General features: G+C 65.6%; 11 protein-coding genes. 10 read left to right on the top strand and 1 reads right to left on the bottom strand.

Annotated elements, in window-relative coordinates; all coding sequences use genetic code 11:
* Positions 1 to 137: 137 nt before the first annotated feature.
* From CH306_RS24845 to secA, 9 genes are all read left to right on the top strand, one after another.
* Positions 138 to 1,241 (top strand): alkane 1-monooxygenase, encoded by a 1,104-nt coding sequence (locus tag CH306_RS24845; protein ID WP_045199982.1) that lies wholly within the window; start codon positions 138 to 140, stop codon positions 1,239 to 1,241.
* Between the two features lie 121 nt (positions 1,242 to 1,362).
* Positions 1,363 to 2,847, top strand: coding sequence for an adenosylhomocysteinase (gene ahcY, locus CH306_RS24840; RefSeq protein ID WP_032397661.1), 1,485 nt, complete (start codon positions 1,363 to 1,365; stop codon positions 2,845 to 2,847).
* A gap of 21 nt (positions 2,848 to 2,868) precedes the next feature.
* Entirely contained in the window at positions 2,869 to 3,534 is a 666-nt protein-coding gene (locus tag CH306_RS24835) for a dTMP kinase (RefSeq protein ID WP_045195774.1), read from the top strand.
* A gap of 4 nt (positions 3,535 to 3,538) precedes the next feature.
* Positions 3,539 to 4,216: an MtrAB system response regulator MtrA gene (gene mtrA / locus CH306_RS24830; protein WP_027496508.1), complete on the top strand. Its 678-nt coding sequence runs from the start codon at positions 3,539 to 3,541 to the stop codon at positions 4,214 to 4,216.
* Positions 4,213 to 5,898, top strand: a complete 1,686-nt coding sequence (gene mtrB / locus CH306_RS24825; protein ID WP_032397663.1) for an MtrAB system histidine kinase MtrB — start codon at positions 4,213 to 4,215, stop codon at positions 5,896 to 5,898. The genes mtrA and mtrB overlap by 4 nt, the downstream gene beginning before the upstream one ends.
* Positions 5,899 to 5,933: 35 nt before the next feature.
* Positions 5,934 to 7,676 (top strand): MtrAB system accessory lipoprotein LpqB, encoded by a 1,743-nt coding sequence (gene lpqB / locus CH306_RS24820; protein WP_052050429.1) that lies wholly within the window; start codon positions 5,934 to 5,936, stop codon positions 7,674 to 7,676.
* Between the two features lie 46 nt (positions 7,677 to 7,722).
* Positions 7,723 to 8,406 (top strand): ComF family protein, encoded by a 684-nt coding sequence (locus CH306_RS24815; protein WP_094648151.1) that lies wholly within the window; start codon positions 7,723 to 7,725, stop codon positions 8,404 to 8,406.
* Between the two features lie 201 nt (positions 8,407 to 8,607).
* Entirely contained in the window at positions 8,608 to 9,276 is a 669-nt protein-coding gene (gene hpf / locus CH306_RS24810) for a ribosome hibernation-promoting factor, HPF/YfiA family (RefSeq protein WP_032397665.1), read from the top strand.
* 307 nt (positions 9,277 to 9,583) lie between these two features.
* Positions 9,584 to 12,490, top strand: a complete 2,907-nt coding sequence (gene secA / locus CH306_RS24805) for a preprotein translocase subunit SecA (protein ID WP_094648150.1) — start codon at positions 9,584 to 9,586, stop codon at positions 12,488 to 12,490.
* Between the two features lie 37 nt (positions 12,491 to 12,527).
* Here the strand turns inward: secA and CH306_RS24800 are convergent, their stop codons facing one another.
* Positions 12,528 to 13,103 carry an Rv3235 family protein gene (locus CH306_RS24800; protein ID WP_094648149.1) on the bottom strand — a complete coding sequence of 192 codons (576 nt, stop codon included), beginning with the start codon at positions 13,101 to 13,103 and terminating at the stop codon, positions 12,528 to 12,530.
* 185 nt (positions 13,104 to 13,288) lie between these two features.
* Between CH306_RS24800 and CH306_RS24795 the strand changes: the two genes are divergently transcribed.
* A complete protein-coding gene (locus CH306_RS24795; protein WP_094632545.1) occupies positions 13,289 to 14,734 on the top strand; it encodes a WS/DGAT/MGAT family O-acyltransferase in 1,446 nt (481 codons plus the stop codon).
* Positions 14,735 to 14,736 lie beyond the last annotated feature (2 nt).

Below are 14,736 nucleotides of genomic sequence, written 5' to 3'. Positions count from 1 at the left end.
GATGAGAGGGTGTTGCAACAGTGAGTGTGGACGGCCGAATCACTTCTACGGAGGATTCGGGTGTCGCTTTCGGGGGGCGGGATTCGAAGGCCAGTGAACGGTCGGTTCGCTGGCAGGACAACAAACGTTATCTGTGGATGCTGGGGCTGTTGGCCCCGGCGTCGGCGCTACTGCCGTCGCAGTTGGTCTACTGGACGGGCATGCCGCTCTTCTGGTGGAGCGGCGTGCTGGTGTTCTTCGTGATCATTCCGGTGATCGATCTGATCGCGGGCGAGGACGGACACAATCCGGATGCGTCGGCCAGCGAAAAATTGCAGAACGATCGGTACTACCGATGGTGTACGTATCTGTTTCTGCCCGTGCAGTTCGTCGGACTCTTCGTCGCCTGCTGGATGTGGGCCTACGGCGATCTGAGCGTGGTGGACAAGATCGGCCTCGCGGTCACGGTGGGCCTGGTGGCAGGCACGGGCATCAACGCCGCTCACGAGCTGGGCCATCGCATCGAGCAGCACGAGCGCTGGTTGGCCAAGGTCGCCCTGTCCCAGACGCTGTACGGACACTTCTTCGTCGAACACAATCGCGGTCACCACGTCCGGGTGGCGACGCCGGAGGATCCTGCGAGCGCACGACTGGGCGAGAGTGTGTGGACCTTCGTGCCGCGCAGCACGATCCGCGGCCTTGCCTCCGCCTGGAAACTCGAGGCGCAACGACTCCGGCGCAAGGGCCGCTCGGTCGCCAGCCCTTCCAACGCGCTGCTGCACACGTGGCTGCTCAGTGTCGTGCTGTTCGGTTCGTTGCTGATCGTGTTCGGCTGGTCCATCGCGCCGTATCTTCTGGTGCAGGCCGTCGTCGGATTCGTCCTGCTCGAGATGGTGAACTACGTGGAGCACTACGCCCTGCTCCGCGAAACGAACGATCGCGGGAAATACGTTCGGTGCTCGCCCCGCCACAGCTGGAACAGCGACAGAATCTGCACCAACATATTTCTGTACCACCTGCAGCGGCACAGCGACCACCATGCCAATCCGGGCAAGCGATATCAGACCCTGCTCTCCTGCGACGAGGCCCCGCAGTTGCCCGCCGGCTACGCGTCGATGGTGATCCTCGCCGCAATTCCGCCGCTGTGGCGTCGGGTGATGGATCCGCGGGTATCGGCGCACTACCAGGGAGATATCGCCCGCGCGAACATCCTGCCCCGAAAACGGGCTCGAATCCTGGCGCGAGCCGGACGAAACGGGTAGAGCGGGTTCTCGACGGTCGGTCGATTCGCCGGTTCCACTCCTGCTCGCTCGGGCAGCCGGTGGTGCCGCCGCGCGGACCCGATAGCCTGGGAACAGATACTCAGTCAACAGGAGAGGCAAGATGACGACCTCAGTTACGTCAGGATCGGCACTCACCGTGGATCGCCGCGGTGGAATCGACTTCAAGGTCGCAGACCTGTCGCTCGCGGAATTCGGCCGCAAGGAAATCCGACTCGCCGAGCACGAGATGCCCGGCTTGATCGCGCTGCGCCGCGAATACGCAGACGTGCAGCCGCTCAAGGGAGCGCGAGTCTCGGGATCGCTGCACATGACCGTGCAGACAGCCGTGCTGATCGAGACCCTGGTTGCACTCGGTGCCGAAGTTCGGTGGGCGTCGTGCAACATCTTCTCCACCCAGGACCACGCGGCAGCGGCCGTCGTCGTCGGGCCCTACGGCACCGTCGAGGAGCCCAAGGGCGTCCCGGTGTTCGCCTGGAAGGGTGAAAGCCTCGAAGAGTACTGGTGGGCGGCCGAGCAGATGCTCACCTGGCCCGAGCAGCCCGCCAACATGATTCTCGACGACGGTGGCGACGCCACGATGCTGGTACTGCGCGGCGCGCAGTTCGAGAAGGCAGGCGTCGTACCGCCGACCGACGACGATCACGATTCGGACGAGTACAAGGTGTTCCTCGGCCTGCTTCGTCGCTCGCTCGAGGCATCGAAGTCCAAGTGGACCGAGGTCGCCGAGTCAGTTCAGGGTGTCACCGAAGAGACCACGACCGGCGTGCTGCGGCTCTACCAGTTCGCGGCCGCCGGAGAGCTCACGTTCCCGGCCATCAACGTCAACGACTCCGTCACCAAGAGCAAGTTCGACAACAAGTACGGCACCCGGCATTCGCTGATCGACGGCATCAACCGCGGCACCGACGTCCTGATCGGCGGCAAGGCCGTGCTGGTCTGCGGCTACGGTGACGTGGGCAAGGGCTGCGCCGAGGCGCTCAAGGGCCAGGGTGCGCGTGTGACCGTCACCGAGGCCGATCCGATCAACGCGCTGCAGGCGCTGATGGACGGCTTCGACGTGCGCACGGTCGAGGAATTCATCGAGCAGGCCGACATCGTGATCACCTCGACGGGCAACCTGTCGATCATCACGTTCGAGCACATGCGCAAGATGAAGCACCAGGCGATCCTGGGCAACATCGGCCACTTCGACAACGAGATCGACATGGCCGGGCTGGAGAAGGCTCCCGATGTCACGCGGATCAACATCAAGCCGCAGGTCGACGAGTACCAGTTCAAGGACGGGCACTCGATCATCGTCCTGTCCGAGGGCCGCTTGCTCAATCTCGGCAACGCCACGGGACACCCGTCGTTCGTCATGAGCAACAGCTTCTCCAACCAGGTCATCGCTCAGATCGAACTGTGGACCAAGCCGGACGAGTACGACAACGAGGTCTACCGCCTGCCCAAGCACCTCGACGAGAAGGTCGCCCGCATCCACGTCGAAGCGCTCGGTGGTTCGATCACCAAGCTCACCAAGGAGCAGGCCGAGTACATCGGCGTCGACGTCGAGGGCCCGTACAAGCCCGAGCACTACCGCTACTGACCGACGGGGCCAGGTCCGGTAGTGGGAAAACTGTTCGTCATCGAAGGAGTCGACGGAGCGGGCAAGAACACGCTCGCCCGTCGGCTCGTTTCGGCGTGGGAACGTGACGGCCTGTCGGTCGAGCGCATCGGGTTTCCCCGGTACCACCGATCGATCCACGCCGATCTGGCTGCGGAGGCGTTGCACGGCGAACACGGCGACACCGCAGGCAGTGTGCACGCGATGGCCCTGTTGTTCGCTCTCGATCGCCGGGACGCGGGCGACGAGATCCGAAAGTTGCTCTCGGACAAAGACATCGTTCTTCTCGATCGGTACGTGGCATCCAACGCCGCCTACACCGCCGCTCGGCTCGAGCAGTCCGCCGACGGCGAGGCCGTCGAATGGATCAGGTCGCTCGAGTTCGACCGATTCGCGGTGCCCGTTCCCGATGTCCAGATTCTCCTCGACGTCCCGGTGGCGCTGGCCGCCGAGCGTGCTGCGGCCCGGGAGAGTGCGGACGCCGCTCGCACCCGGGATTCCTACGAGCGCGACAGCTCACTGCAGAGCCGAACCTCGGCTGCGTACAGCACCCTCGCTGCATCGCACTGGGTGTCGCCGTGGCGGGTCGTCACCGCCGACGTCGACCCCGATCGACTCGCCGCCGACATGTTCAATCAGCCATCAGGGGTTCGGAAAGTGACACCATAGGACCATGAAGCCTCGGATTCTGGTTGTGGACGACGATTCGGCTCTGGCGGAGATGCTCACCATCGTGTTGCGCGGTGAGGGATTCGAGCCCTTCGTGGTCGGCGACGGCACCCAAGCTCTGGCTGCCGTACGCGAGAATCGGCCGGACCTGGTGTTGCTCGACCTGATGCTTCCCGGAATGAACGGCATCGACGTCTGCCGCGTCCTTCGTGCCGATTCGGGCGTGCCGATCGTCATGCTGACGGCCAAGACCGACACCGTCGACGTCGTCCTGGGTCTCGAGTCCGGTGCGGACGACTACATCATGAAGCCCTTCAAGCCGAAGGAACTGGTCGCTCGGGTGCGTGCGCGCCTGCGTCGGACCGAGGACGAACCCGCCGAACTGCTGTCCATCGCAGACATCGTCATCGACGTGCCGGCCCACAAGGTCAGTCGCGGCGACGAACTCGTCTCCCTGACGCCCCTCGAGTTCGACCTGCTCGTGGCGCTTGCCCGCAAACCTCGCCAGGTGTTCACTCGAGAGGTGTTGCTCGAACAGGTCTGGGGTTACCGCCACGCGGCCGACACCCGACTGGTCAACGTGCACGTGCAGCGTCTGCGCGCCAAGGTGGAGAAGGACCCGGAGAACCCCGAGGTGGTGTTGACCGTGAGGGGGGTCGGCTACAAGGCCGGACCGCCGTGATCCGTTTCTCCCATTCTCGGCGGCGGATCAACGGCAAATTCTCACCGGTACTGCGTTGGTTTCGTTCGCTGAGTACGTCGCTCGGCCATGCCTGGCGACGGTCTCTGCAGCTGCGCGTCGTCGTGTCGACGCTCACGCTGTCCCTGGTGGTCATTCTCATCCTCGGTGTGGTGTTGACCAGCCAGATCACCGATCGACTGCTCGAAGCCAAGTTGTCCGCCGCGACCGAGGAGCTCGACCGTTCGCGGACCACCGTCGAGGGCAACCTCGCCGGAGCCGACGATTCGAGCGGGCTCGCGACACGACTCGAACGGGCCAGGGCGGCACTGACCAACCAGGATCTGGACGCGGCGTCGACCACCGGGTCGGCGGGATCGTTCGATCCGGTCCTGATCGTGGAGGGCGATGCCACCCGAGCGGAGGCGTCCGTCGGTCCGGTCGATCAGATCCCGAACAGTCTGCGCGACTTCGTCAAGAAGGGCCTGATCAGTTCGCAGTACGCCACGGTGACCGACAGCGACGGCGGGTATTCCGGATCGGCGCTGATCATGGGATCGCCCACCGGATCCGACATCTCGGCCCTGCAGCTCTACCTCATCTTTCCGCTGGCCAGCGAGGATCGCACGCTCTCGCTCGTTCGCGGCACGCTGTTCATCGGCGCGGTGGTGCTCCTGGTTCTGCTCGCGGCGATCGCGATGCTCGTCGCGCGGCAGGTGGTTCTGCCCATTCGTTCGGCGTCCAGGATCGCGGTGCGATTCGCCGACGGCAGGCTCAAGGAACGCATGCCGGTCCGCGGCGAGGACGACATGGCCAGACTCGCGATGTCGTTCAACGAGATGGCCGAGAGCCTGTCCAAACAGATCACCCAGCTCGAGGAATTCGGTAATCTCCAGCGCCGATTCACCTCCGACGTCAGCCACGAACTACGCACCCCGCTGACCACCGTTCGGATGGCCGCAGACCTCATTCACGACGCCAGCGACGACCTGGAGCCTGCACTCAAGCGATCGTCGGAGTTGCTGGTCAACGAGCTCGATCGGTTCGAGACCCTGCTCGGTGACCTGCTCGAGATCAGCCGCCACGACGCGGGCGTGGCCGAACTGGCCGCCGAACAGCTCGACCTGCGCATGTGCGCCCGAGCGGCGGTGTCGACCGTGCGGCATCTGGCCCGCGAGACCGGCACCGAAGTGATCGTCGACATGCCCGAGACCGCAGTGATCGCCGAGGTCGACCCCCGACGGGTGGAACGAATCCTGCGCAATCTGCTGGCGAACGCACTCGACCACGGCGAGGGCAAGCCGGTCCTGCTGCGGCTGCGCTCGGACGCCGACGCGGCAGCATTCGTGGTGCGCGATCAGGGAGTCGGGCTGCGACCGGGCGAAGAGAAGCTGGTGTTCAACCGGTTCTGGCGCTCGGATCCCTCCCGCGTTCGACGTTCCGGCGGCACCGGCCTGGGGCTGGCCATCAGCGTCGAGGACGCCCGCCTGCACGACGGTAAGCTCGAAGCGTGGGGAGCAGTGGGCGAAGGCGCATGTTTCCGACTCACCCTGCCGCTCGTGCGCGGGCACAAGGTGATCGGATCCCCACTGCCCCTCAAACCCAGCACCAGGAAATTCGCACAAGGACAACCGATTCCCGCGATCACCGCACCCAAGACATCCGCGTCGGAGCCCGCGACGTGATCTTCTCGTGTCGTCGCAGCACCCGGGTGCTGGCGATGTGCGCGCTCGTCGTCGCCCTCGTCGGCGGCTGCGCCAGCCTGCCTGAGTCGTCCAGCCCTCAGGCCATCGGCACCTTGACCGCCGGTGCCGTGCCGACCAGCGCCCCGGCCCCCGAGCCGGGACGCGAGCCCGATCGCCTGCTCGACGACTTCTTCGAGGCCAGCGCGGTCTCGGCCAACAGGCATCAGGCCGCCCGGCAGTTTCTCACCGAGGAGGCGTCGGGAACGTGGGACGACGGCGCACGGACGGTCGTAGCGGACCGGATCGACACCCTGTCCGGTCCACGAACTGCGGACACCGCGCAGTTCACCATCCGCTCGACGACGGCGGGAATGCTGGCCTCCGGCGGCGAGTACCAGGCCGGCTCGGACACGGTCGACGCCGCGATCGAGATGGCCCGAGTGGACGGTCAGTGGCGGATCTCGAAACTGCCGCCGGGCGTCGTCATCGATCGATCCGCATTTCTGAACACCTATCAGCAGCGATCGCTCTACTTCGTGGATCCGCTCGGTGGCGTACTCGTGCCCGACGTGCGGTGGACCAGCGGATCGCAGGACCAGCTCGCCAACCAGCTCGTGCAGCTGCTCATCGACGGCCCCAAGTCGGCGCTGGCGGCCGCGGTGAGCAACGAACTGTCCGACGATGTGAGTATTCGCGGGCCCATCACCAAGGCAGACGGCCAGACCTCGCAGGTGGGGGTGGGACTCGGCGGCATCAAGATCGACTTCGGTGGCCTGCAGAACAAGGGTGACCGCGATCGCGAACTGCTTGCCGCTCAAGTGATCTGGACTCTCGCCTCGGCGGAGGTGGCAGGGCCGTACGTGTTGCTCGCCGACGGTCAACCCATCGACACGACCAAGCCCGACGGGTGGACGACCGCGGGCGTCGACGCGTTCGATCCGCTGGGCGGTACCGACGACAGCATCGGGCTGCACGCACTCGCCTCCGGCACATTGCTCCGCGTCGACGAGGCGGAGACCACCCCCGCTCCCGGGTACTTCGGGCAGGCCCGCAACCTGCGTTCGGTGGCGCTGTCGAACGACGGCACCCTCGTGGCAGGTGTCGCGGACACCGGACGGCCCGCCCCTGCGCCGTCGAGCACGCTCATGGTCGGTAGCTACGACGGTGGCGCGTTCCCCGTGGCCGAGGGGCAATCGATCACGCGTCCCACCTGGGGAGCCGACGACAACGCGGCGTGGGCGGTGATCGACGGCACCAACGTCATCCGGGCCGCCCGCGATCCATCCACCGGTCAGGTGTCGGTGATCCCGGTCGAGGCCACCGCCGTCACGACACTCGGCAATCGGATCACCGAACTGCGACTGGCCCGCGACGGGGTGCGAGCGGCGCTCATCGTCGACGGCGTCGTGTACGTGGCGACGGTGGTGCGCGAGCCCTCGGGCGTGTACTCCCTGACCGAGCCGAGGGCCGTGGCCATCGGACTCGGTAGTGACGCCACGAGTCTGGACTGGAGTACGGGCGACACGATCGTGATCGCACGGGTCGCCACCGATACACCGGTGGTCGAGGTGACCGTCGACGGATCCCGGATGGATCCGCTGCCCTCACGCAACCTGACCACTCCGGTGTTGGCAGTGGACGCCTCACCGGAAACGGAGTACGTGGCCGACGCGCGGGCCGTGTTCGCGCTCAACAACACCGATCCGGTCGGCGACAGGTACTGGCGCGAGGTCACCGGATTGACCGGAGTCGAAGCGGTGCCGATTCTGCCCGGCTGACGGGGCCGCAGACGTCTGTCGGTGGGCCCGGGCAGACTCCCCGTCCATGCGATCGCTCCTCGATCTGATTCTGCCTCTCGAGTGTGCCGGGTGCGGTGTGCCGGGGGAGCACTGGTGCCCGGGGTGTTCCCTGGCCCTGTTCGTCCCGCCCATCGCCGTTCGTCCACGAGTCGATCCCGGCGTGCCGTGCTGGTCCCTCGGTACGTACACCGGGCCGCGTCGCAGTGGTGTGATCGCCTTGAAGGAGCGAGGTCGACGGTCGGTGGCCCGGCCCTTCGGGCGAGCGCTCGCCGGGGCCGTGGGACATCTGCGTGACGCAGGTGAGATCGATCCTCCCGAGCTCGGTTCGCTGATTCTGATCTGCGCGCCCTCTCGGGCTCGGGCGGCGCGCGTTCGCGGGGGTGATCCCGTTCTGCGATGCGCTCGGATCGCTGCCGAACAGTTGGCACCGGAGCGAGTGCTCGTTCCCGAGGTGCTCCGCATGAGCGGCGCGGTCCGCGACTCGGTCGGACTGTCGGCCGGGCAACGGCAGCACAACGTGGCGGGCCGGATCGAGGCCGTCGGGGTGACTCGCCCGCGAACCGGCCCACGTGGGACGGAGTCGGCGGACTTCACCGTTCTGCTCGTCGACGACGTCGTCACCACCGGCGCGACCTTGGCCGAATCGGCAAGAGTACTAACCGATTTCGGGGTCCCGGTGGCCGGCGCGCTGGTGGTGGCCAGTGCGTGACGGTGAGGTGGAGGGACACGCCGACAACCAATTCGGGGTGAACGGTGGCACACGAGTCGATGACCGACTAACGTCGCGGACACGCCCCAACTGGACCGGATGTGAGGTGATGCCCCGGACTCGAGATGCCGGAAGGTTCCCCATTCGGCATGCACACTTGCCACGTCCAACAGTGGGCGTGGCCGATATCGGGAGGTACGCGTGACGACCCCTTCACAAGCCTCGGTTTTCTTCGACGAGAAGCCCTCGGAAGAACCGGCCAAGAGCAATGCGGACGTTGTGGTCAAGGGCCGCAACGTCGAGATACCGGATCATTTCCGGATATACGTCTCCGAGAAATTGGCTCGCCTCGAGCGCTTCGATCCCTCCATCTACCTGTTCGACGTCGAACTGCAGCACGAACGAAATCGCCGCCAGGCCAAGGCATGTCAACGCGTGGAGATCACCGCGAAGGGCAAGGGCCCGGTCGTTCGAGCCGAAGCGTGTGCCGACAGTTTCTATGCCGCACTCGAAGCGGTGACGTCGAAACTCGAGAGCAGACTCCGGCGCACCAAGGACCGTCGCAAGGTCCACTACGGCGAGAAGAGACCCGTGTCCGTCGCCGAGGCCACTGCCGAACTCGCCGAGGACGACACGCTGGCTCTCGATCCCGAGATCAAACTCGACTCGTTCGAGGACGACCAGAGCGGTCCCGGGCACATCGTGCGAACCAAGATCCACTCGGCTGCACCGATGAGCGTCGACGACGCACTGTACGAGATGGAACTCGTCGGTCACGATTTCTTCCTGTTCCACGACAGCGCAACCGATCGTCCCTCGGTCGTGTACCGACGGCACGCCTTCGATTACGGCTTGATCAGACTCACCTGACCGGACCGCTCGAGGCGGCGCGACTCGTTCGCCGTCCGTGAAATCTTTTCACCGCTGCAGGCTCGACACCGGAGACTCGATCCCCACGTCGAGCCTGCAGTGCTGTGTCGGTGTTGTCCGAATGGTCGATCGACGATCTCCGACGACCGACAGTCGGGCTGCCGGGTTCGCAGCGACACCGCCTACCATGGACGCGTTCGGGTTACCCGTCACGCAGAAGTCGTGGTGACGAACCCGTGAGCTCGTGCAGTATGCAGTGTTGTTCGTACCAGTACCCGTGAACCGAGGATCGAGGACGAGAAAGCCCGTGCCGTCGCTGTCGTTTTCCAAGCTGCTCCGTGTCGGTGAAGGTCGCATGGTCAAGCGGCTCAAGAGCATCGCCGACCACGTCTCGACCCTGTCTCCGGACGTCGAGAGCCTCTCCGACGACGAACTGCGCGGCAAGACCGCGGAGTTCAAGGAGAGGTACTCCGCCGGCGAGACCCTGGATCAGCTCCTGCCCGAGGCCTTCGCCGTGGCCCGCGAGGCGTCCTGGCGGGTGCTGTCGCAGCGACACTTCGACGTTCAGGTCATGGGTGGAGCCGCCCTGCACTTCGGCAACATCGCCGAGATGAAGACCGGTGAGGGCAAGACCCTGACCTGTGTTCTGCCCGCTTACCTCAACGCCATCTCCGGCGACGGTGTGCACGTGGTGACGGTCAACGACTACCTCGCCAAGCGCGACTCGGAGTGGATGGGCCGCGTACACCGCTTCCTCGGTCTCTCGGTCGACGTGATTCTCTCCGGCATGACCCCGGTGGAACGCCGTGCCGCATACGCCGCGGACATCACCTACGGCACCAACAACGAGTTCGGTTTCGACTACCTGCGCGACAACATGACGCACTCGCTCGACGACCTCGTGCAGCGCGGTCACAACTTCGCCGTCGTCGACGAGGTCGACTCGATCCTCATCGACGAGGCCCGCACGCCGCTGATCATCTCCGGACCCGCCGACGCGTCGAGCAAGTGGTACGGAGAATTCGCCCGTATCGCGCCGATGCTCAAGGTCGACACCCACTACGAGGTCGACATCCGCAAGCGGACCATCGGTGTCCACGAGGCGGGCGTCGAACTGGTCGAGGATCAGCTCGGCATCGACAACCTGTACGAGGCCGCCAACTCCCCGCTGGTGAACTACCTCAACAACGCGATCAAGGCCAAAGAGCTCTACACCAAGGACAAGGACTACATCGTCCGCGACGGTGAGGTCATCATCGTCGACGAGTTCACCGGCCGCATCCTGGTGGGACGCCGCTACAACGAGGGCATGCACCAGGCGATCGAAGCCAAGGAGAAGGTGGAGATCAAGGCCGAGAACCAGACGCTGGCCACCATCACCCTGCAGAACTACTTCCGTCTCTACGACAAGCTCTCGGGCATGACGGGTACCGCCGAGACCGAGGCCGCGGAACTGCACCAGATCTACGGTCTCGGCGTCATTCCGATTCCGACGAACCGTCCGATGGTCCGCGTGGACAACGGCGATCTGATCTACAAGACGGAAGAAGCGAAGTTCGACGCCGTCGTCGACGACGTCGTCGAGCGGCACGAGAAGGGCCAGCCGGTCCTCATCGGCACCACGAGCGTCGAGCGCTCGGAGTACCTGTCGAAGCAGTTCACCAAGCGCGGCGTGGCGCACAACGTGCTGAACGCGAAGTTCCACGAGCAGGAAGCGACGATCATCGCCGAGGCGGGCAGGCAGGGCGCGGTGACCGTCGCGACCAACATGGCCGGCCGCGGCACCGACGTCGTGCTCGGTGGCAATCCGGACATTCTCGCCGACCTGAAACTGAGGAAGCAGGGTCTGGACCCGGTCGAGACCCCGGAAGAGTACGAGGCCGCGTGGGAGCCTGCGCTCGAAGAGGTCAAGGCGCAGGTCAAGGCCGATGCCGATACCGTGCGCGAGGCCGGTGGGCTGTACGTCCTCGGTACCGAGCGACACGACTCGCGCCGGATCGACAACCAGCTTCGAGGCCGCTCCGGTCGTCAGGGTGATCCGGGTGAATCGCGTTTCTACCTCTCGCTCGGCGACGAACTGATGCGTCGATTCAACGGTGGTGCACTCGAATCGATCATGACCCGGCTCAACCTGCCCGACGACGTCCCGATCGAAGCCAAGATGGTGTCCAAGGCCATCAAGAGCGCTCAGACGCAGGTCGAGCAGCAGAACTTCGAGATCCGCAAGAACGTTCTCAAGTACGACGAGGTGATGAACCAACAGCGCACCGTCATCTACGAGGAGCGTCGCCGGATCCTCGAAGGTGCCGACATGGAGGGCCAGGTCGAGGGCATGATCACCGACGTGATCACCGCCTACGTCGACGGTGCGACGGCCGAGGGCTACGTCGAGGACTGGGATCTCGAGCAGCTCTGGACCGCACTGAAGACTCTCTATCCGGTGGGAATCGACCACAAGGTGCTCGTCGGCGAGAACGAGGACGGCGAGAAGGACGACCTGAGCCGCGACGAATTGCGTGAGGCGCTGCTCGAGGACGCGCGATCGGCCTACGCCACCCGCGAGGCCGAGATCGACGGAATCGCCGGCGAGAACGGCATGCGTGAACTCGAGCGTCGAGTGCTGCTGTCGGTACTCGATCGCAAGTGGCGCGAGCACCTCTACGAGATGGACTACCTCAAGGAAGGCATCGGCCTGCGTGCGATGGCGCAGCGTGACCCGCTGGTCGAATACCAGCGCGAGGGCTACGACATGTTCCAGGGCATGCTCGACGGCCTGAAGGAGGAGTCGGTCGGCTTCCTGTTCAACCTTCAGGTCGAGGCGACACCGGCTCCGGCGGGGCCCGCGGCCTCGGCAGGTCTCGCCGTGGCTCCAGGACTGTCCTCGCCGGTGGGCTCCGGCCGACCGGCACCGACACCCGCCGCAGCACCGGCACCGACGGCACCCGCACCGACGGCTCCGGCACCCACTGCTCCGGCACCCGCCGCTCCCGCAGTGCCCTCGGCTCTGCGGGCGAAGGGTCTCGACGACCAGGACGAGCAGAGACTGACCTTCTCCGGTCCGGCCGAGGGCGGTGGCACTGCGGTTCGCCGTTCCGGTCCGTCCCCGTCCGGCAGCGAGTCCGCCGCCGAAGGCACCCGCCGCGAGCGTCGCGAAGCCGCGAGGACTCAGAGCAAGGCACCCAAGAAGGCAGCTCGCTCCAAGCGCAAGAGATAGTCCACGACGGTCGCGTCGCCTCCGGGCGAGGCGACCGTCACCCCACTCGTAGCGAGGTGACCGTCCACCCGGGCCGGCGCGGGTCGATCGCCAGCTCGATTCGGCCGGCGAAGGCGAACGTGCGTGGACCGCGGGTGTAAGAGCCGAAGATCTCCGCGGAGACGTCCGATCGATACGCCACGTGTACTCGACGCACGGCAGCGAATCCGAGTCGTCTGCCGGGCGGCGGGTTCCGCACGATGGTCCGCACCAGGTCGACCATCGAGGCGGTGAACAACGGTGACAGCTGGTCTGCGCTGCGTCGTCGATCGATGACCTCGATCATCATGCGCATGGCGCGGTCGGCACTCGACCGTGCATCGGCGGGTACCGGTGGCCGGCCGTAGGGCTCGACGCGCGGTCGAGAACGGTTGCTGCGCACGGAAGGTCGGTGCAGAGCCGGCGGCGGTTCGGTGGCCGACGCCGGATCCCACGTGTGTACGGCACCGGTGCAGAGCGGCGGTTCGAACGGAGCGGCACGCGAGAGAAAGCAATGATGTTCGGCGCGGACTCGGGGGCCGGGGGCCGAGGTGTCGGAGATGTCCGGCGGGTCGTTCGATTCGATGACGCTCACACCGTCATTGACGGTCCGAGAGCGCGTTCGGTTCCCGTCGGTACCCCGGATCGGCCCGCGATACGGTCCACGACCGACCCCGAGACCGACATCGGCCCGCCACGTACTCTATGTTCGAGCACACTGCGCGCTCGGCCACAGGAATCGGCGCGTACTTCACGCGAGGACGGGGACTGGAACACGCGATGGCGACCAGGCTGACAGCGCAGGATGCGTCGTTCTACTTTCTCGAGGCCAGTAGCAGCCCCATGCACCTCGGGTCGCTCGCCATCTTTCGGACTCCGCGCAGCGGATTCAGCTACGACCGACTGCTGTCGTTGGTCGAACAACGATTGGCCTTGGTTCCCCGGTATCGGCAGAAGGTGCGTGAGGTCGCCTTCGGTCTGGCCAGGCCGGTGTGGGTCGACGACGCGGATTTCGACATCACGTACCACATTCGCCGGTCGGCGCTCCCGAAGCCTGGTTCCGACGATCAGTTGCACGATCTGATCGCGCGACTGACCTCGCGCCCACTCGATCGCACTCGGCCGCTGTGGGAGATGTATCTGGTCGAGGGCCTGTCGAAGAATCGCTTCGCGATCTTCACCAAGTCACACTCGGCCTTGGTCGACGGCGAACACGCACTCGACATCGGTCAGGTCATTCTGGATGCGAGCAAGAATCCGCCGCCGATGGCCGAGGAACTCTGGATGCCTGCGCGCGAGCCCAAGGACTCGGCGTTGGTCATCGATGCTCTGACCGAGTTGGTGGTACGTCCTGGGGAGAGCGTCGAGGCTCTGCGCGGTGCGGTCCGCGGGGCTGCCGGTGTCGCGGGCGAGGCAGTGCGTGCCGCAGCGAAGGTCGCGGCGGTTCTGCGCACCGCGACCCAGAGCGCGCCGTCGAGTCCGCTGAACGCCCCGATCTCGCGAAACCGCAGATTCGCGGTGGCCAAGACCGAGCTCGCCGACTACCGGAGAATCCACAACAGGTTCGACTGCTCGATCAACGACGTGGTGCTCGCTGTCGTCACCGGGGCACTGCGCAATTGGCTGCTCTCTCGGGGAGAGCCCGTCACGGCCTCCTCGACGGTGCGGGCCATGGTGCCCATGTCGGTGTACGTCTCGGCCGATCGGGTCGGTTTCGGAGATGCGGCCGAGCGGCCGGTCGAGCCGGCCGAGGACGATCGCAGCGAGGTCTCGTCGTTTCTGGTGGACCTGCCCGTCGGTGAATCGAATGCCGTGGTGCGGCTCTCGCACATTGCGCACGCCACCGAGGCGCATGCCAAGCAGAGTCGCGGAGTCACCGCACAGACACTGATGCGCATCTCCGGGTTCGCGCCTGCGAGCCTGCACGCGATGGGCGCGCGGGCGGGCAGCAGGCTCTCTCAGCGGGTGTTCAATCTGATCGTCACCAACGCGCCAGGACCCCAGTTCCCGCTGTACGTGGGTGGTGCGCGCATGCTCGAGATGTATCCGGTGTCGCCGCTGTTCGAGAACCAGGCGATGAGCATCGGGTTGACGTCCTACGACGGCTACGTGTTCTTCGGGCTCAATGCCGATCGAGGTGCCATGCCCGACGTGGACGTCGTCACGGCGCTTCTGCACGAGGCATTGGAAGAGTTGGTCGATGCCAGCAACGAATCGAGAGTGTGAGG

The organism is Rhodococcus sp. 15-725-2-2b (genome assembly GCF_002259075.1).
Taxonomy (GTDB): Bacteria; Actinomycetota; Actinomycetes; order Mycobacteriales; family Mycobacteriaceae; genus Rhodococcoides.
Note: the sequence above shows the minus strand (reverse complement) of the source record. Positions and strands in the feature narration are given on the sequence as shown.

Coding starts and splice junctions, on each gene's coding strand:
- CH306_RS24845 (WP_045199982.1), top strand. CDS start 138: ATGCTGGGGCTGTTGGCCCCGGCGTCGGCGCTACTGCCGTCGCAGTTG.
- ahcY (WP_032397661.1), top strand. CDS start 1,363: ATGACGACCTCAGTTACGTCAGGATCGGCACTCACCGTGGATCGCCGC.
- mtrA (WP_027496508.1), top strand. CDS start 3,539: ATGAAGCCTCGGATTCTGGTTGTGGACGACGATTCGGCTCTGGCGGAG.
- lpqB (WP_052050429.1), top strand. CDS start 5,934: ATGTGCGCGCTCGTCGTCGCCCTCGTCGGCGGCTGCGCCAGCCTGCCT.
- CH306_RS24815 (WP_094648151.1), top strand. CDS start 7,723: ATGCGATCGCTCCTCGATCTGATTCTGCCTCTCGAGTGTGCCGGGTGC.
- CH306_RS24795 (WP_094632545.1), top strand. CDS start 13,289: ATGGCGACCAGGCTGACAGCGCAGGATGCGTCGTTCTACTTTCTCGAG.